Raw genomic sequence first — 18,417 nt, forward strand, 5'->3', positions numbered from 1 at the left:
TGGTCACTGAAAGTGGGTAGAATGCGGTTTTTTTCCAGCTCGGGGGTGCGCTTTGCGCGAAATTGTCCTGATTAACATCACCGGTGAAGACCGTCCGGGTCTCACCGCAGCCATTACCGGTGTTCTGGCCCAGGGTGGTGTGAACATTCTCGACATCGGCCAGGCGGTGATTCACGACACGCTGTCGTTCGGCATCCTGGTGGAAATTCCCAGCACCGAGCAGGCCTCGTCCGTGCTCAAGGACATCCTGTTTACGGCGTATAAGCTCGATCAGCAGGTGCGTTTCACGCCGGTGTCCGAAGAGGATTACCAGAGCTGGGTGGCCGGCCAGGGCAAGAAACGCCACATCGTGACGCTGTTGACCCGCAAGGTGACAGCCGAGCAATTGCAGCGTGTCAGTTCGATCACGGCTCAGTACGGTTTGAATATCGACCATATTGACCGTCTGTCGGGTCGCATGCCGTTGGACACGCCAGCGGACAAGGGCAAGGGCTGCATTGAGTTCTCCGTACGCGGTGAGCCGGCAGATCCTCAGGCCCTGCGTGCCGAATTCCTGAGCGTTGCCCAGGAGCTGAACGTCGATATCGCCTTCCAGGAAGACTCGCTGTTCCGCCGCAATCGCCGCCTGGCGGTGTTCGACATGGATTCGACGCTGATCGAAGCCGAAGTCATCGACGAATTGGCCAAGGCTGCGGGTGTGGGCGAGCAAGTCTCGGAAATCACCGAGCGCGCCATGGCCGGTGAGCTGGATTTCCGTGCCAGCTTCAAGGAGCGCCTGGCGCTGCTCAAGGGCCTGGATGTGAGCGTGCTGGACTCCATCGGTGCCTCCCTGCGCCTGACCGAAGGCGCCGAAACCCTGTTCGCCGAACTCAAGCGCCTGGGCTACAAGACCGCGATCCTTTCTGGCGGCTTCACCTACTTCGCCAAGCAACTGCAAGCCAAGCTGGGTATCGACTACGTGTTCGCCAACGAGCTGGAAGTGGTGGACGGCAAGGTGACGGGCGTGGCGGTAGAGCCGATTGTCGACGCGCAGCGTAAGGCTGACCTGCTGCGGGAATTGGCACACAAGGAAGGATTGCGTCTGGAGCAGACCATTGCGGTCGGCGACGGGGCGAATGACTTGCCGATGCTGGCGATTGCCGGGTTGGGTGTGGCGTTTCGTGCCAAGCCGCTGGTCAAGCAATCGGCCAAACAGGCGATTTCGACTTTGGGGCTGGATGGGGTGTTGTACCTGTTGGGCTTCCGTGACCGCGACGGTCAGCTCTGAAGATCGTTCCCACGCTCTGCGTGGGAACGCCGCCCTGGACGCTCCGCGTCCGATTTTGAGGTTGGGACGCGGAGCGTCCCGGGATGCATTCCCACGCGGAGCGTGGGAATGATCGTTAGGTCAGGCTTTCGGTAAACCCATGCCCTGGCCCATCTGCACCAGCGTCCCCGCGCGCATTTCTGCCGACCATGTCACCTGGTCCGGCCCAAACAGCACGATCGCCGTCGAACCCAGCTTGAAACGTCCCAGTTCCGCGCCTTTTTCCAGATGGATCGGCCCGCGGGCAGCTTCGTCGTAGCGGAAGGTTTTCAGTTCGCGCTTCGGCGGTGTAACCAGGCCGGCCCATACGGTTTCAATCGACGCCACGATCATTGCACCCACCAGCACCACGGCCATCGGGCCACGTTCGGTGTCGAAAATGCAGGCAACACGCTCGTTACGTGCAAACAACTCCGGCACGTTTTCGGCGGTGGTCTGGTTTACCGAGAAGATGCGGCCAGGGATGTAGACCATTTCCCGCAGGGTGCCGGCCAGTGGCATGTGCACCCGGTGGTAGTCCTTCGGCGACAGGTAGACCGTGGCGAAATCACCGCCCATGAATGGCGCAGCCACCGCCGAATCGCCACCGAGCAATTCCAGCACGCTGAAGCTGTGGCCCTTGGCCTGGAACACCCGGCCATGTTCAATCGGGCCCAACTGGCTGACAGCGCCGTCGGCCGGGCTCAGCACCGCGCCTGGAGTTTGATCCAGCGGCCGTGCACCGTCTTTCAGGGCGCGGGTGAAGAAGGCGTTGAAGTGCTCGTAAGCGGTCACGTCTTCAACCAGGGCCTGGGACATGTCCACTTGATAGCGCTTGGCGAACCAGGTGGTGAACGCATTCTTGAACCAGCGTACGCGGCATTCGGCAATGCAACCGGCCAGACGCGACAGCAGGTGGTGGGGCAGCAAGTACTGGCTGAGGATGAACAACTGCTTTTTCATTAACTGTCCTTAAACCTTAAATCTCAACGGGGGTGTCGGGGTGGTTGCCCCATTCGCCCCAGGAACCGGCATAACCTTTGACTCGCGGATAACCGAGCGCCTTGGCCACCAGGTAGGTGAAGCCAGAACGGTGGTGAGTCTGGCAGTGGGTGATGATTTCTTTGTCGCGGGTCAGCCCGAGGTCTTCGAGGATCTGCGGCATGTCGCGGCGGATGCGCAGTTGGCGCGCCTTGTCCATGCCGGCGGTCCATTCGAAGTTCACCGCGCCCGGGATATGTCCACCCTTGGCCGCGAGGACTTTCTCCCCGGAGTATTCCAGCGGGCCGCGGGCATCCCAGATGCCCAGGTCGGCAGCGCCGAGGCGGCTTTGCAGGTACTCGCGGGTGGCGGTGGGTTCTTCATGCAACGTCAGGCTGACCGGGCCGCCGGCGCTGGCCGGTACCTCGGTGGACACTGGGTGTTTTTCTTCCAGCCACGCCAGCAGGCCGCCGTCGAGGTAGTGGTATTTCTTGTGGCCGATGACGTCGAGCATCCAGATGAATCGCCCGGCCCAGCCGCCGCCTTCGTCGTCGTACACCACGTAAGTGGCATCCGGGGTGTGGCCCAGTTCGCCGAACAGCTTTTCCAGATCAGCCTTGCCCGGCAGCAGGCCCGGCGCTGGTGGCTGGCCCAGTTGGGTGCGCTTGGGGTCGACAAAGCGTGCGCCGGGGATATGCCCTTCGGCATAACGTGCGGCGCTGGTGAGGTCCACCAGGATCAGGTGTTCGGCATCAAGGCGACCGAGCAGGTCACTGGCCTCGATAACCAGCGGCAAGCCAGAGAAGTCAGGCATGTGAGGTCTCCTGGGCATAAAAGTTGGGCGCTAAAGGAGGGCGATTGTAGCGCAAGCTTCAGGCGCTGCGGTTGGTAAAGCTGTGCAGGGCCTTTTCGATGCATTGGGCGGTTTTGCCGAAGGCTTGCACGGTGGTTTCCGAGAACGGCCCGCCGCCCTGGTCGGCCACCATCAGCATCACCACCCGGCCATTACAACTCAGAGAGCGCAGCAGCAGATGCTCGCCCTTGAACAGGCGGCGCAGTTGCGCAGGCAGGAGTGCCGAGAACTGAGCATGGTTGTCGGGGTTGAGGCGCACCTGAGCGGACTTGGCCAGCAGGCGTTGCAGCAGGGTGCTTTGTGTCGCGTCGAGGCTCATGTGGTCGGCGTCTTTGGGGAGGCCGTCGACTTGATGCACGCGCAAGGTGCTCAGGGTTTTGTCCGCCATCAGCAGCATCACCCGTTGCATGCCGCAGGCCACCAGGGCTTCCTTGGCGCAGGTGGTCAGGTGCATGGCGTTGGCAAAGCGGTTCGGCTCTACCAGCAATTCGGTGCAGCGCTTGCGCCAGATTGCCAGGGATTCGGCGGTGGGCGGTGGTGCCGGCAGCAACCCATGGTGAACGCGCTGCACATCCCAGGGCCAGAGCAACGACAACGCCGGGTGCCACAGGTCGCGCATGAGAGTGTTGCGGGCACTGATCGCTGCGTGTTGGTGAGACTGTTGTTGCACCTCGGCCAGCGGTTGTTGCAGGTAAAGCGCGGTCAGGTATTGCCAGCGTTGGGTGTGCGGGCAGGTCCACGACTCCTGCGCCGCCAGCGCCAGGCCGTTGGCCAACAGCACGGTATTCGCCGGCTGATTCAGCCAGCGGCGCAGGTTCGGGTCGGCATCCAGCAACTGCTGTTGACGCAAGGGTTCGTCTGCGCGGGCGATGCGCAGCGCCTTGGCCAGCAAACGCTTTTCCTTCAACAGCAAGGTATAACCCTGGGACACCCAGATCGGCAGGCGCCAGGCTTCGGTCAATCCCAGGCACAGGTCCAGCAGGCGCACACCGAACAGTTCCTGTTCGACTATGCGGGCCGATTCACCCTTGTGGATCACTCGCAGTTCCCATGCTTCCAGCAGCTTGGGATAGGCAATCGCCATCGGCCACAGCGGCGAAAGAAACAGCAGGCTGCCCCAATGAATGTCTTGCCACAGGCGCGCCAGGCGGCTGGCGAACAGGCCGCTGGCTTGTTGCGAGGCGTGCTGGCTGATCATCTGCAACTGGCGAAGGGCCACGGGGATTTCATTCAGTGGCACTGAAGGCAGGCGCGACAGCAGTTCCTCGGTGCGTTTGAGGCCGAGGCGATTGATCGCCACTTCGAGGTTTTCTGCGGGCTCCGCCAGGCTGCCATGGGCCTGGTTATTCGCCTCGCGCATCACGCTGAGCACCAGTGCCGGGCTGTTCTGCATCAGATCCGCAATATCGCGCAACGAACTGCGGTTGTCGGCGATGGCCTTGCAGACACGGTCGTGGCTTGCCTGTGGAACAGGCAAGAGCACATCGTCCAGACGCTTTATCCAAGCGGCCAGCGTCGTGGGTTTTTGAGTTGGGACTGTCGTTTCATTTGCCATGATTGGGGCGCGATCATCACTTGCGGTCAACACGCCCGGGACGGGCCGAACTGGTTTTTCGCCATAACGAGCTATAGTCTGGCGCAGATTTGCCGATAAGTAGAACAAGAGTTTTCAACTCTGGCGAATATGACCCTGAACCCGACGGCGCAAGTACTCATCCCCTATGGCTAAAATTATCGGCATCATCGTCGTCATCGCGAGCGTGCTCGGCGGATACGTCCTTTCCCACGGCAAGATTGCGGCGCTGATCCAGCCCTTCGAAGTGCTGATTATCGGCGGTGCGGCGTTCGGTGCATTCCTGCAAGCCAACCCTGGCTACATGACCATGCACGTGATCAAGAAGTCGCTGGGTATGTTCAGCTCGCGCTTCTCCCACACCTTCTACCTGGAAGTGCTGGGGCTGATCTACGAGATCCTCAACAAGAGCCGCCGCGAAGGCATGATGGCCATTGAAGGTGATATCGAGGACGCTTCGGCGAGCCCGATTTTCGCCAAGTACCCGGCGGTGCTCAAAGACGAGCGCATGACTGCCTACATCTGTGATTACCTGCGCATCATGTCGTCCGGCAACATGGCGCCCCATGAGCTGGAAGGCTTGTTCGACATGGAGCTGTTCAGCCTCAAGGAAGAGCTGGAGCACCCGTCCCACGCCGTGACCGGTATCGCTGACGGCATGCCCGGTTTCGGTATTGTTGCGGCGGTTCTCGGGATCGTAGTGACCATGGCCTCCCTCGGCGAAGGCGATCAGGCTGCCATCGGCATGCACGTAGGTGCGGCGCTGGTAGGTACCTTCTTCGGTATTCTCGCGGCCTACGGTTTCTTCGGCCCGCTGGCCACGTCCCTGGCCCACGATGCCAAGGAAGAAGTGAATCTGTACGAAGCCATCAAGGCGTGCCTGGTGGCATCGGCTTCCGGCATGCCGCCATCGCTGGCGGTGGAGTTCGGGCGCAAGGTGCTGTATCCGAAGCACCGTCCAAGCTTCGCTGAGTTGGAACAAGCGGTTCGCGGTCGCTAAGCCATGGAAAACAACCAGCCGATCATCATCAAGCGCGTCAAGCGCTTCGCTGCGGGGCACCATGGCGGCGCCTGGAAAATCGCCTTCGCCGACTTTGCGACGGCGATGATGGCGTTCTTCCTGGTGCTGTGGCTGATGTCCACCGCTACGCCGGAACAGAAGATCGCCATCGCCGGGTACTTCAAGGACCCCATCGGTTTCTCCGAGAGCGGCACGCCTTTTGTGATCGACCTCGGTGGTTCGCCGCAACTGGCGCCAGAGCGCACCATCAATCCTGAGGTCAAGACCGATTCGCCCCAGGAAAAAATTCCGATCGAGCGCGATACCGTTGAGAGCATGGCCGAACAGGTCGAGCAGGAGCGCCTGGAATTGCTGCTGCAAGAGCTGCAGACCAAGGTTGAGGAAAACCCGCAACTGCTGAAGTTCAAGGACCAGATTTCCTTCGAGATCACGCCCGATGGCCTGCGCATCCAGATCACGGACGCCGCCAACCGGCCGATGTTCGACTCTGGCAGCGCGCGGTTGAAGCCGTACTTTGAAGACATCCTGTTGGCCATGGCCGACACCATCAAGGCGGTGCCGAACAAGATCAGCATCAGTGGCCACACCGACGCCAAGCCGTATGCAGGGCAGGGCGACTTCGGCAACTGGGAGCTCTCGGCCAACCGGGCCAATGCCGCGCGCCGTGCACTGGTTGCTGGCAGCTATCCGGACCCGCAAGTGGCGCGGGTGGTGGGGTTTGCTTCCTCGCAGCTGTTTGATCCCAAGGATCCGTTCAACCCGATCAACCGACGCATCGATATCGTCGTGCTGACCAAAAAGGCCCAGCGGGCGATTGAAGGTGACCCGCCTGCGACGCCACCGGCGCCGACTCAGGGTGAAGGCGCGCCGGGCGAAGTGCCGGCAGACCCGAACGCACTGCCGCCCGAGCAGGAGCCGCTGCCAGCCCATGAGCTGCGGCAGAAGCTGAACCTGTTTGACGATGGCGGTGTGAAGGATCCGACTCAGCCTGCGACGGGTTCATGAGTGTTGTTTCGACCATTAATAAATGCCCCGAACTCTCGGGGCATTTTTTTGATCGATGTATCAGATCGGGAGATAAGCTTTCACGCCGTCAATCACGCCTCGCATATCCTCTGCGCCCAGACGCGGTACAAAATACTCTCGCCCTGTAGTCCTGGTCTTTCTGTGCAGCTTGTCCAGTCGCTCGAAACTGACGGTGTAGATCATGTCGCATTTCACCCATAGCGCTTTATAGCCATCGGTGTGCAGTGGATTGATCCGCAACAAATGGTGCCAGTCGTACTGAATGTCGGGAGCAGTGGAGGAGATCGGGACCACTGTGCACAGTTTGCGCTTGTGTGTGGCAGTAGGCAATATGACGACGACTTTGCGGATCTTCAGCATTTCAGGAGCCACAAAGCCCCGTGTGAAGTCGCATAGAAGAACATCGCCTTGTTTAGGATGGTAGTAGAGAGGCAATCGTCGATTCCCCGGAAAAAGCAAAGCCGCCCGAAGGCGGCTTCATTCGACACGCAGTGGAGCTTGCTTCGCCCCTTCTGCGCCGCTGGATCAACCCCGAAAAGGATCCAGACTCCTGCCAGCTTGCGCTGGTGACGGAGCGAGTATGAGCATTGGGAAAATCGAATTCAAGCTGGCTTGCATCATGGGCCGCCCAGTTGCAGCGGATTCTTGATGGCTGACTTGATTTAATCAATGGGGGCGGGGGTTCCGTGCCATGCTTTATGTGTTTCAAGGCATGGCACGGCACCGATTCGCAGCTTAGTAAGTGGTCTCGGGCAAGCTGGCGATGATCGAGCGATAGCTGTTCATTCGCTGCTGCTGCACGCGGCCGTCTTCCAGGGCCTTGAGCAGGGCGCAACCCGGCTCGCGGTCATGTTTGCAGTCGCGGAAGCGGCAGGTGCCGATCAGGTCGTTGAACTCGATAAAGCCCGCTTCAACATCGGCACGGCTCACATGGCCCAGGCCGAATTCACGAATGCCTGGGGAGTCGATCAGTTCACCGCCGCCCGGGAAGTGGAACAACCGTGCAGTGGTGGTGGTGTGGGTGCCCTGGCCGGACAGCTCCGACAGTGGACCCACACGGGTTTCGACTTCCGGCAACAGGCTGTTGACCAGGGACGACTTGCCCACACCCGACTGGCCGACGAACACGCTGATGCGTCCATCCAGTTCGGTCTGTAACTGTTCCATGCCATTGCCGTGATGCGCCGAGACTTCCAGCACCGGGTAGCCGAGGGTGCGGTACACCGCCAGCAGCGCGTTGAGCGCCGGGGCGTTCTGCTCGTCAATCAGGTCGAATTTGTTCAGCAGCAACAGCGGGCGAATGCCGGCGTGTTCGGCCGCTACCAGGTAGCGGTCGATCAGGTTGGCATGGGGCTCGGGCAGTGGCGCGAAGACGATGACGATCATGTCGACGTTGGCCGCTACCGGCTTGAGCTGGCCACGGCTGTCGGGGCGACGCAGTTCGGTGGTGCGCGGCAGCTGGGCGACGATGACGCCGATGCCCTGGTTGCCGGCACGCCATACCACCTTGTCGCCGGTCACCAGCGCAGGCAGGTTGGCGCGCAGGTGGCAACGGAACACCTGGCCGGCGTGATCGCCTTCGGTGGCCTCGACTTCGACCTGCACACCGAAGTGCGCGATCACCAGGCCCGTTTGCTCGGGGCCCAGGTCGCCGCCCTCAAGCGCTTCCACGGCGGAGGATTCACGTTTGGCGGCGCGGGCAGCGCGTTCACCCTGAATCTTTTCGATGCGCCAGTTTTGGCGACGGTTAAGCTGGCGTTTGGCCATTGGTGTTCCGTGTCGATAATGCAAAGGTTAGGTAAAACGGTCGCGAGTCTAGCACGCCCTGCCTGCTAAACTGCGCAGCTACGCCAAGGTGCCAAGGAACCACGACATGCAAAACCCACAGAACCTGATTTGGATCGATCTGGAAATGACCGGTCTGAACCCTGACACCGACGTCATCATCGAGATGGCGACCATTGTCACCGACAGCAACCTCAACACCTTGGCCGAAGGTCCGGTGATTGCCATTCACCACAGCGATGCGGTGTTGGCCACCATGGACGAGTGGAACACCCGCACCCACGGCAACTCGGGCCTGACCCAGCGTGTGCGCGATAGCCGCGTGAGCATGGCCGAGGCTGAAGCGGAAACCATCGCCTTCCTGGAAAAGTGGGTGCCCAAGGGCAAGTCGCCGATCTGCGGCAACAGCATTTGCCAGGACCGCCGTTTTCTTTATACCCACATGAAGGCGCTGGAAAGCTACTTCCACTACCGCAACCTGGACGTGTCGACCTTGAAGGAACTGGCCGCGCGCTGGGCACCGGAAGTCAAAGACAGCTTCCACAAGGGCAGCACCCACCTGGCACTGGACGATATTCGCGAGTCGATTGCCGAGCTGCAGCATTACCGCAAGCATTTCATCAAGTTCTAAAGCGGTAATACCTGAGCCCAGCGGGCTTTTGTGGCGAGGGGCTTGTCTGTGGCGAGGGGGCTTGTCCCCCGTTGGGCTGCGAAGCGGCCCTAAAATCTGACATCCCGATCTACCTGAAAACTCTATTGCCTTTAAAAGGGGCTGCTTCGCACCCCAACGGGGGACAAGCCCCCTCGCCACAACTTTGCAAGGATCGCCATCATGCTGTTGATGCTCTACCTCGTCGCCATTACCGCCGAAGCCATGACGGGCGCCCTGTCTGCCGGGCGGCGGGGCATGGATTGGTTCGGTGTGGTGCTGATCGCCTGTGTGACGGCGCTGGGCGGCGGTTCGGTGCGTGACGTGTTGCTCGGCCACTACCCGCTGACCTGGGTCAAACACCCGGAATACCTGGTGCTGACCTCCATCGCAGCTCTGGTGACAATCTTCATCGCCCCACTCATGCGCCACCTGCGCTCGCTGTTCCTCGCGCTGGACGCCGTCGGTCTGGTGGCCTTTACCCTGATCGGTTGCATGACTGCCCTGGAAATGGGCCACGGCATGCTGGTGGCGTCGGTCAGCGGGGTGATCACCGGGGTATTCGGCGGCATCCTGCGGGATATCTTCTGCAACGACATCCCGCTGATCTTCCGCCGCGAGCTGTACGCCAGCGTGTCGTTCCTGGCCGCCTGGTTCTACATGCTGTGCATCTATCTGGAACTGCCCAGCGAGCAATCGATCCTGCTGACGCTGTTCAGCGGCTTTCTATTGCGCCTGTTGGCGATCCGCTTCCATTGGGAAATGCCCAAGTTCGTCTACAACGACGACGTGCACTGACGCTCGGCGTGCTGGTTCAGCGCCCATTCCACATGTTCGCGCACCAGTTCCGACGGATATTCCCGGCGCGCCTTCAGCGCTTCCAGCACCGGAATGCTGGATGGCGCATTCCCCAGGCCCACCGCCAGGTTACGCAGCCAGCGCTCATAGCCGGCGCGGCGCAGGGGCGAGCCTTCGGTGCTGCTGAGGAATTTGTCCTCGTCCCACATGAACAATTCGGCCAGCTCTGCATTATCCAGATTGTGCCGTGGCTTGAAATCACCTTCGTCGGTAGGCCGGGCGAAACGATTCCACGGGCAAACGATCTGACAGTCATCGCAGCCGAATACCCGGTTGCCGATCAGTGGGCGCAAGTCTTCGGGGATCGCGCTTTTCAGCTCGATGGTCAGGTAGGAAATGCAGCGTCGGGCGTCCAGCACGTAGGGGCCGACGAAGGCGTTGGTCGGGCAGATGTCCAGGCAGGCGGTGCAACGGCCACAGTGTTCGGTGGTGTGCGGTGGGTCGACCGGCAATGGCAGGTCGACAAACAACTCGCTCAGGAAGAAGTAGCTGCCCGCCTTGCGATTGAGTACCAGGGTGTTTTTGCCGATCCAGCCCAGCCCGGCTTTTTCGGCGATGGCTTTTTCCAGCACGGGGGCGCTGTCGACAAACGCGCGGAAGCCGAACGGGCCGATCTGTGCCTGAATCCGGTCGGCCAGTTGCTGCACGCGCTTGCGGATCAGCTTGTGGTAGTCGCGGCCGAGGGCATAACGGGAGATGTAGGCTTTTTCGGGTTTGGCCAGCAATTGGGCCATTTGAGTGTCGCCGGGCAGGTAGTCCATGCGCAGGGAGACCACGCGCAAGGTGCCGGGTACCAGTTCTTCCGGGTGTGAGCGCTTGCTGCCGTGGGCGCCCATGTAGTCCATTTCACCGTGGTAGCCGGCCTCGAGCCAGCGTTGCAGGTGCTGCTCATGCTCGGCGAGGTCGAGGCCGCTGATGCCCACTTGTTGAAAGCCCAGCTCGCGTCCCCAGTCTTTGATCGATTGGGCGAGGGCGGGCAGGTCGTAGGTAATAGCAGGCATGAACAAGAGAAACCGCAGGTTAGATGCGTATAATTCTGCCAGACATCGGAGCTTGAAGACGCATGCCGCAGACAAAACACGAAATACCCGACGTTCAGCACCTGTTGCCCGGCCAATTGCCGCAACTCGCTGCGCGTTCCCCGGACGCCCATAAAGGCCAGTTCGGCCATGTATTGCTGATCGGCGGCGACCGTGGTTTTGGCGGCGCCGCCTTGCTCAGCGCCGAAAGTGCCCTGCGCAGCGGCGCAGGCATGGTTTCCCTGGCGACCCGCAGCGAGCACGTCGGCGCGGCGCTGGCGCGGTTGCCGGAAGTCATGACGGTGGGCGTGCACTCGGCCAATCAGTTGATGGGCTTGCTGGAAAAGATTTCCGTGATCGTCATCGGCCCGGGCCTGGGCGAAGCCTCTTGGGGCAAAAGCCTGCTGTCGGTCGCGGCCAACGCCAGGCAGCCGCAGGTCTGGGATGCTGACGCCTTGAACCTGCTGGCGACGGGCAGCGTCAGTTTGCCGGCCAATTGTGTGATCACTCCACATCCTGGCGAAGCCGCCCGCTTGATGGGCATTTCGACAGCCGAGGTTCAGGCCGACCGCCTTAACGTAGCGCGCGCGTTGAGTCAGAAATTCAATGCAGTGGCGATCCTCAAGGGCGCAGGCAGCTTGATCGCCAGCCCGGACGGCCGCATTGCCCGCTGCGATCAGGGCCATCCGGCGATGGCGACGGCCGGCCTGGGCGACGTGTTGGCTGGCCTGGTCGGTGCTTTGTTGGCTCAAGGCATGTCGGCATTTGATGCCGCCTGCCTGGCGGTCTGGCTGCATGCCACTGCCGGAGATCGTCAGGGCACCTACGGTCGCGGGCTGGCCGCCAGTGACCTGATTCCTGCCATTCGTCAGTTGCTGGAGGAGCAATCGCCGTGTCTGAAGTAGTCCTTTTCCTGTCCGATGAAGATGCCATGGTCGCGCTGGGCAACCGTATTGCCCAGGTGACGAAAGGCTCGGGCTTGATCTTTCTGGAAGGCGATTTGGGGGCCGGGAAAACCACCTTGTCCCGAGGCATCATTCGCGGGTTGGGGCATCAAGGTGCTGTGAAAAGCCCTACGTTCACTTTGGTAGAACCGTACGAAATTGGCGAGGTACGAGCGTTTCACTTCGACCTGTATCGCCTGGTGGATCCCGAAGAGCTGGAATACATGGGCATCCGCGATTACTTCGATGAAGACGCGTTATGCCTGATCGAGTGGCCGGATAAAGGCACAGGCTTTTTGCCAAAGCCGGACCTGACCATTACCATTACCCCGCATAAGCACGGACGTCAGCTGAAGTTGTTGTCCCAGAGCGCGCGCGGCGAGTCGTGGTGCGCCGCTTTGGCATTGGAATTCAAATAATTGATGGGGTTAGGTATGCGCTTTCGCGCGTTGGTTACTGTCGTAGGGGTGTTGCTTGCGGCAATGACTTTCAATGCACTGGCGGCCTCACAGGTGAAAAGTGTTCGCCTGTGGCGGGCGCCGGATAACACGCGACTGGTATTCGACCTGTCTGGCCCGGTTCAGCACAGCGTCTTCACCCTCACGGCGCCCGATCGCCTGGTGATTGATATCAACGGTGCGACCCTGGCCGCGCCGTTGAAAGTCGCCATGGCCAATACCCCGATTACCGCGATGCGCTCGGCCCAACGTACGCCGACCGATCTGCGGGTGGTCATTGACCTGAAAAAGGCCGTGACCCCGAAAAGTTTCGTGCTGGCGCCCAACGCGCAGTATGGCAACCGGCTGGTGGTCGACCTGTTCGACAACGCCGCCGATGCCGCGCCGCCGCCTGCGCCAACTCCAAGCGTCGCGACGATACCGGCGGTGCCGGTCAACCAGTCGCAACCCCAGGTCAAATTGCCGCCGTTGCCACCGGCTCCTGCGGGCAAGCGTGACATTATTGTGGTTATCGATGCCGGTCACGGCGGCGAAGACCCGGGAGCCTCCGGCTCGCGCGGCCAGCATGAAAAAGACGTGGTACTGGCCATCGCTCGCGAACTGCAGCGCCAGATCAATGGCATGAAAGGCTATCGCGCCGAGCTGACCCGTACCGGCGACTACTTTATTCCGCTGCGTGGCCGTACCGAAATCGCCCGCAAGAAGGGCGCCGACCTGTTCGTCTCGATCCACGCCGACGCCGCTCCTTCGGCGGCTGCGTTTGGTGCTTCGGTGTTCGCCCTGTCTGATCGCGGCGCCACTTCCGAGACCGCTCGCTGGCTGGCGGACAGTGAAAACCGTTCCGACTTGATCGGCGGGGCCGGCAACGTGTCCCTCGACGACAAGGACAAAATGCTCGCTGGCGTATTGCTCGACCTGTCGATGACCGCCTCGCTGACCTCCAGCCTGAACGTCGGGCAGAAAGTCCTGAGCAATATCGGTCGCGTCACCTCGCTGCACAAGCAGCGGGTGGAACAGGCCGGGTTCATGGTGCTCAAGTCGCCGGATATTCCGTCGATCCTGGTGGAGACCGGGTTTATCTCGAACTCCAACGAAGCCTCGAAACTGGCCTCTTCCAGCCACCAGCAGGCGTTGGCGCGTTCCATCAGCGCCGGTGTTCGGCAGTTCTTCCAGCAGAACCCGCCGCCGGGCACCTACATCGCCTGGCTGCGTGATTCCGGGAAGATCGCCCAAGGCCCGCGTGACCATCGCGTGCAGCCGGGCGACACCCTGGCAATGCTGGCGGTGCGCTTCCAGGTGTCTGCGGCAACCTTGCGCAGTGCCAATAACCTGAAGACCGATGAATTGAAGGTCGGCCAGGTGTTGACCATCCCGGGCACTGAACTGGCGGCGCAATAATGAGCGAAACAGTCTTGAGCAACACCTCGCGCATTGAGCTGCTAAGCCCGCGCCTCGCCAACCAGATCGCGGCGGGCGAGGTGGTCGAGCGGCCAGCGTCGGTGATCAAGGAACTGCTGGAAAACAGCATCGACTCCGGCGCCAAGCGCATCGACGTCGACGTTGAGCAGGGCGGCGTCAAGCTGCTGCGGGTGCGCGACGACGGCAGCGGGATTTCCTCCGATGACCTGCCGCTGGCCCTGGCCCGTCACGCCACCAGCAAGATTCGCGATCTGGAAGACCTTGAGCGGGTGATGAGCCTCGGGTTTCGTGGTGAGGCCCTGGCTTCCATCAGCTCGGTGGCTCGCCTGACCCTGACGTCCCGCACCCGCGACGCCGATCAGGCCTGGCAGGTTGAAACCGAAGGCCGCGACATGGCGCCCCGGGTCCAGCCGGCGGCACATCCGGTGGGCACCTCGGTGGAAGTGCGCGACCTGTTCTTCAACACCCCGGCCCGGCGCAAATTCCTCAAGGCCGAAAAAACCGAATTCGATCACCTGCAGGAAGTCATCAAGCGCCTGGCCCTGGCCCGGTTTGATGTGGCTTTCCACCTGCGCCACAACGGCAAGACCATCCTCAGCCTGCATGAGGCCCATGATGATGCGGCCCGTGCCCGGCGCGTCTCGGCTATCTGCGGCGCGGGGTTCCTGGAGCAGGCGCTGCCGATCGAGATCGAGCGCAATGGCCTTCGCCTTTGGGGTTGGGTCGGGTTGCCGACCTTCTCCCGCAGCCAGGCAGACTTGCAGTACTTCTTTGTGAACGGCCGGGCGGTGCGCGACAAACTGGTGGCCCACGCGGTGCGTCAGGCGTATCGCGACGTGCTGTTCAATGGGCGGCATCCGACGTTTGTGCTGTTTTTCGAGGTCGACCCGTCGGTGGTGGACGTTAACGTGCACCCGACCAAGCACGAAGTGCGCTTCCGTGACGGCCGTATGGTTCACGATTTTCTCTATGGCACCTTGCACCGCGCCTTGGGCGATGTGCGCCCGGATGATCAACTGGCGGCGCCGATTGTCACGGCCATCGTCCGTCCTACGGGGCCGGAAGCCGGTGAGTTCGGGCCTCAGGGCGAAATGAGCCTGGCGGCCAACTTGCTGCAATCGCCGCAAGCCCAGCCGAGCTATACCGCGCCTGGCTCAGGTTCTGGCGCCGGCTATCAATACCAATACACGCCGCGCCCGCAATCAGCGCTGCCGGTGGCCGAAGCCCAGGCAGCCTATCGCGAGTTTTTCGCGCCGCTGCCCGGAGCCGACTCAGGGGCGGCCGCCTTGCCGGAAGGCCAGGGCGATGTGCCGCCGCTGGGTTACGCACTGGCTCAGCTCAAGGGCATCTACATCCTTGCGGAAAATGCCCATGGCCTGGTGCTGGTGGACATGCACGCTGCTCACGAGCGGATCATGTACGAGCGTTTGAAGATCGCCATGGCCAGCGAAGGCCTTAGTGGCCAGCCGCTGCTGGTGCCGGAATCCCTGGCGGTCAGCCAGCGCGAGGCCGATTGTGCCGAAGAGCACATCAGCGTGTTCCAGAAACTGGGCTTTGAGCTGCAACGCCTGGGCCCGGAAACCCTGGCTATCCGCCAGATCCCGGCTTTGCTCAAGCAGGCCGAGGCCAACCGGCTGGTGGCCGACGTACTGGCGGACCTGATGGAGTACGGCACCAGTGACCGCATCCAGGCCCACATCAATGAACTGCTCGGCACCATGGCCTGCCACGGCGCCATCCGCGCCAACCGCCGGCTGGCTTTGCCGGAAATGAACGGTTTGCTGCGGGACATGGAAAACACCGAGCGCAGCGGCCAATGCAACCATGGCCGACCGACCTGGACCCAGATGGGCCTGGACGACCTCGACAAACTGTTCTTGCGCGGTCGTTGATGAGTGCCTTGCCCCCCGCAATCTTCCTGATGGGCCCGACGGCCGCCGGCAAGACCGACCTGGCCATCGAGCTGACCAAGGTTTTGCCGTGCGAACTGATCAGTGTCGACTCTGCACTGGTTTACCGGGACATGGACATCGGCACTGCCAAACCTTCAAAAGAGCTGCTGGCCCAGTATCCGCATCGGTTGATCGACATCATCGATCCCAGCGAGAGCTATTCGGCGGCGGATTTTCGTACCGATGCCCTGGCAGCCATGGCCGATATCACCGCGCGTGGCAAGATTCCGCTGTTGGTAGGCGGCACGATGCTCTACTACAAGGCGTTGCAGGAAGGGCTGGCTGATATGCCGCCGGCTGATCCACAGGTGCGCGCCGAACTTGAAGAAGAGGCTGCGCGCCTTGGCTGGCAAGCCCTGCACGACCAGTTGGCGGCTGTGGATCCGGTTTCGGCCGCGCGGATTCATCCCAATGACCCCCAGCGGCTGACGCGGGCGTTGGAAGTCTGGCGGGTCAGTGGCCAGACCATGACTGAACACAGGCTGAAACAAACTGCGCAAAGTGCTGAAGCAGGCGCTTCGGGACACTCACAATTACCCTATACTGTGGCGAATCTGGCCATCGCTCCGACGGATCGCCAGGTGCTGCATGAACGAATTGCACAAAGATTCACAATTATGTTGGAACAGGGGTTTGTGGAGGAGGTCGTAGCACTGCGTTCAAGAGGTGATCTGCATCCGGGGTTGCCTTCGATACGTGCTGTAGGCTACCGCCAAGTCTGGGATCATCTGGATGGCAAGCTGACGTCAGCCGAAATGCAGGAGCGCGGCATCATTGCCACGCGCCAATTGGCAAAGCGCCAGTTCACATGGCTACGCAGCTGGACTGATTTACACTGGTTGGACAGTCTGGATTGCGACAATCTGTCACGCGCCTTGAAATACTTGGGAACGGTCTCCATATTGAGCTGAGTCCTTGCAATTGCCGTCTATCCTTGGGGGTGTGACGGCCATAAGCTATCTATTTTCCGATTTTTTATTATTGATCCTTAAAGGAGTGCGGCACATGTCAAAAGGGCATTCGCTACAAGACCCTTACTTGAATACTTTACGTAAAGAGAAAGTGGGGGTTTCCATCTATCTGGTCAACGGTATCAAGCTGCAAGGTACGATCGAGTCGTTCGACCAGTTCGTGATCCTGCTGAAAAACACCGTAAGCCAGATGGTTTACAAACACGCTATCTCGACCGTAGTGCCGGTTCGTCCGATTCGTCTGCCTAGCGCAACCGAAGAACAGGGTGACGCCGAGCCTGCACCGGGTAACGCCTGATAGGAGTCTCCTTTGTTCTTTGAGCGCCACGGTGGTGGTGAGCGAGTAATCCTCGTTCACTTGGATGGACAGGACCCTGAGGCGCGCGAAGATCCGCAGGAGTTTCAGGAGTTGGCAAATTCGGCCGGCGCCGAGACCGTCGCGTTTTTTAACGTGCCGCGTCATCGGCCAACCGCCAAATTCCTGATTGGCAGCGGCAAGGTCGAGGAACTGCGCGACCTAGTCCATGCCGAAAAGGCCGATCTGGTGATTTTCAATCACATCCTCACGCCCAGTCAGGAACGTAACCTCGAACGAGTCTTCGAGTGTCGCGTGATCGACCGCACGGGTCTGATTCTCGATATTTTCGCTCAACGCGCCCGTACCCATGAAGGCAAGCTCCAGGTAGAACTGGCCCAGCTTGACCACATGAGCACCCGGCTGGTTCGTGGCTGGACTCACCTTGAGCGTCAGGGTGGCGGTATCGGCATGCGTGGCCCGGGTGAAACCCAGCTGGAAACCGACCGGCGTCTGCTGCGGGTGCGCCTGCGACAGATCAAGGGCCGCCTGGAGAAGGTGCGCAGCCAGCGCGAACAATCGCGACGTGGCCGAATGCGTGCGGATATCCCTACCGTTTCCCTGGTGGGCTATACCAACGCCGGCAAATCTACGCTCTTCAACAACGTGACGAAATCGGACGTGTACGCGGCCGACCAACTGTTCGCGACCCTCGACCCGACCTTGCGCCGTCTGGAACTGGACGACCTGGGGCCGATTGTCCTGGCCGATACCGTGGGTTTCATTCGTCACTTGCCCCACAAGCTGGTCGAGGCATTTCGGTCTACGCTCGAAGAGTCGAGCAATTCCGACCTGCTGCTGCACGTGATCGATGCGGCTGAACCGGATCGCATGTTGCAGATTGAACAGGTCATGGTGGTACTGGGCGAGATTGGTGCCCAGGACTTGCCGATACTCGAGGTCTATAACAAACTCGATTTGCTTGAAGGCGTTGAGCCACAAATCCAGCGCGACGAAAACGGCAAGCCCCAGCGGGTCTGGCTGTCGGCGCGTGATGGCAGTGGTCTGGAATTGCTTGAACAAGCCATTGCCGAGTTGTTGGGCAGCGATTTGTTTGTTGGCACCTTGCGCTTGCCTCAGCGTTTTGCTCGACTGCGTGCACAGTTTTTCGAGCTGGGCGCGGTACAGAAAGAAGAACACGACGAAGAAGGTGTCAGCTTGCTGGCCGTTCGATTGCCGCGCACGGAGCTGAATCGGCTGGTCAGTCGGGAAGGTGTTGTGCCGGCGGAGTTCATCGAACAACACACTTTGCAATAAAAGCCTGAGAA

Annotated in this window: 18 protein-coding genes; 12 read left to right on the forward strand and 6 right to left on the reverse strand. The window is 60.9% G+C overall.

Annotated features, from left to right (window positions below; all coding sequences use genetic code 11):
* Window positions 1–52: 52 nt before the first annotated feature.
* A complete protein-coding gene (serB, locus tag ACUN0G_RS01620) occupies window positions 53–1,267 on the forward strand; it encodes a phosphoserine phosphatase SerB (protein WP_003217536.1) in 1,215 nt (404 codons plus the stop codon).
* 120 nt (window positions 1,268–1,387) lie between these two features.
* Here the strand turns inward: serB and asd are convergent, their stop codons facing one another.
* Genes asd through ACUN0G_RS01635 form a run of 3 tightly spaced genes read right to left on the reverse strand, consistent with a single transcriptional unit; the run spans window position 1,388 to window position 4,674 of the window.
* Window positions 1,388–2,248 carry an archaetidylserine decarboxylase gene (gene asd / locus ACUN0G_RS01625; protein ID WP_445572557.1) on the reverse strand — a complete coding sequence of 287 codons (861 nt, stop codon included), beginning with the start codon at window positions 2,246–2,248 and terminating at the stop codon, window positions 1,388–1,390.
* 16 nt (window positions 2,249–2,264) lie between these two features.
* Complete coding sequence (locus tag ACUN0G_RS01630; RefSeq protein WP_102367974.1) at window positions 2,265–3,080, reverse strand: rhodanese-like domain-containing protein; 816 nt, start codon at window positions 3,078–3,080, stop codon at window positions 2,265–2,267.
* 58 nt (window positions 3,081–3,138) lie between these two features.
* Window positions 3,139–4,674, reverse strand: coding sequence for an HDOD domain-containing protein (locus ACUN0G_RS01635; protein WP_421525265.1), 1,536 nt, complete (start codon window positions 4,672–4,674; stop codon window positions 3,139–3,141).
* Between the two features lie 166 nt (window positions 4,675–4,840).
* Between ACUN0G_RS01635 and motA the strand changes: the two genes are divergently transcribed.
* Together motA and motB are read left to right on the forward strand one after the other, a co-directional pair.
* Window positions 4,841–5,692, forward strand: coding sequence for a flagellar motor stator protein MotA (motA, locus tag ACUN0G_RS01640; protein WP_258343415.1), 852 nt, complete (start codon window positions 4,841–4,843; stop codon window positions 5,690–5,692).
* Between the two features lie 3 nt (window positions 5,693–5,695).
* The gene (gene motB, locus ACUN0G_RS01645) at window positions 5,696–6,718 is read left to right on the forward strand and encodes a flagellar motor protein MotB (RefSeq protein ID WP_258343416.1); all 1,023 of its coding nucleotides are present in this window, start codon (window positions 5,696–5,698) and stop codon (window positions 6,716–6,718) included.
* A 60-nt stretch (window positions 6,719–6,778) separates the two neighbouring features.
* Here motB and ACUN0G_RS01650 read toward each other — a convergent pair whose 3' ends face one another.
* Window positions 6,779–7,174, reverse strand: coding sequence for a type II toxin-antitoxin system PemK/MazF family toxin (locus ACUN0G_RS01650; RefSeq protein WP_445572558.1), 396 nt, complete (start codon window positions 7,172–7,174; stop codon window positions 6,779–6,781).
* Between the two features lie 300 nt (window positions 7,175–7,474).
* Window positions 7,475–8,506: a small ribosomal subunit biogenesis GTPase RsgA gene (gene rsgA / locus ACUN0G_RS01655; protein WP_258343418.1), complete on the reverse strand. Its 1,032-nt coding sequence runs from the start codon at window positions 8,504–8,506 to the stop codon at window positions 7,475–7,477.
* A gap of 106 nt (window positions 8,507–8,612) precedes the next feature.
* On the opposite strand from rsgA, the gene orn reads away from it, so the two are divergent.
* Window positions 8,613–9,155, forward strand: a complete 543-nt coding sequence (orn, locus tag ACUN0G_RS01660; RefSeq protein ID WP_003217529.1) for an oligoribonuclease — start codon at window positions 8,613–8,615, stop codon at window positions 9,153–9,155.
* Window positions 9,156–9,353: 198 nt separating this feature from the next.
* On the forward strand, window positions 9,354–9,971 hold the full coding sequence (locus tag ACUN0G_RS01665; RefSeq protein WP_173860422.1) for a trimeric intracellular cation channel family protein: 618 nt from the start codon (window positions 9,354–9,356) through the stop codon (window positions 9,969–9,971).
* On the opposite strand, the gene queG is transcribed toward ACUN0G_RS01665, so the two are convergent.
* Window positions 9,950–11,032 carry a tRNA epoxyqueuosine(34) reductase QueG gene (gene queG / locus ACUN0G_RS01670; protein ID WP_421551959.1) on the reverse strand — a complete coding sequence of 361 codons (1,083 nt, stop codon included), beginning with the start codon at window positions 11,030–11,032 and terminating at the stop codon, window positions 9,950–9,952. The genes ACUN0G_RS01665 and queG overlap by 22 nt on opposite strands.
* A gap of 62 nt (window positions 11,033–11,094) precedes the next feature.
* Between queG and ACUN0G_RS01675 the strand changes: the two genes are divergently transcribed.
* The 7 genes from ACUN0G_RS01675 to hflX all read left to right on the forward strand — a co-directional run bounded on the left by ACUN0G_RS01675 (window position 11,095) and on the right by hflX (window position 18,406).
* Window positions 11,095–11,955: an NAD(P)H-hydrate dehydratase gene (locus ACUN0G_RS01675; protein WP_445572559.1), complete on the forward strand. Its 861-nt coding sequence runs from the start codon at window positions 11,095–11,097 to the stop codon at window positions 11,953–11,955.
* Window positions 11,943–12,413 carry a tRNA (adenosine(37)-N6)-threonylcarbamoyltransferase complex ATPase subunit type 1 TsaE gene (gene tsaE, locus ACUN0G_RS01680; RefSeq protein WP_258343421.1) on the forward strand — a complete coding sequence of 157 codons (471 nt, stop codon included), beginning with the start codon at window positions 11,943–11,945 and terminating at the stop codon, window positions 12,411–12,413. Before ACUN0G_RS01675 ends, tsaE begins: the two co-directional genes overlap by 13 nt.
* 3 nt (window positions 12,414–12,416) lie before the next feature.
* The gene (locus tag ACUN0G_RS01685; protein WP_201264131.1) at window positions 12,417–13,850 is read left to right on the forward strand and encodes an N-acetylmuramoyl-L-alanine amidase; all 1,434 of its coding nucleotides are present in this window, start codon (window positions 12,417–12,419) and stop codon (window positions 13,848–13,850) included.
* A gap of 14 nt (window positions 13,851–13,864) precedes the next feature.
* Window positions 13,865–15,763: a DNA mismatch repair endonuclease MutL gene (mutL, locus tag ACUN0G_RS01690; protein ID WP_258348720.1), complete on the forward strand. Its 1,899-nt coding sequence runs from the start codon at window positions 13,865–13,867 to the stop codon at window positions 15,761–15,763.
* The gene (miaA, locus tag ACUN0G_RS01695; protein ID WP_258343422.1) at window positions 15,763–16,734 is read left to right on the forward strand and encodes a tRNA (adenosine(37)-N6)-dimethylallyltransferase MiaA; all 972 of its coding nucleotides are present in this window, start codon (window positions 15,763–15,765) and stop codon (window positions 16,732–16,734) included. The genes mutL and miaA overlap by 1 nt, the downstream gene beginning before the upstream one ends.
* A 94-nt stretch (window positions 16,735–16,828) precedes the next feature.
* Complete coding sequence (gene hfq, locus ACUN0G_RS01700) at window positions 16,829–17,092, forward strand: RNA chaperone Hfq (protein ID WP_003217515.1); 264 nt, start codon at window positions 16,829–16,831, stop codon at window positions 17,090–17,092.
* Window positions 17,093–17,104: 12 nt separating this feature from the next.
* A complete protein-coding gene (gene hflX, locus ACUN0G_RS01705) occupies window positions 17,105–18,406 on the forward strand; it encodes a ribosome rescue GTPase HflX (protein WP_258343423.1) in 1,302 nt (433 codons plus the stop codon).
* Window positions 18,407–18,417: the final 11 nt, after the last annotated feature.

The organism is Pseudomonas sp. 32A, assembly GCF_052682255.1.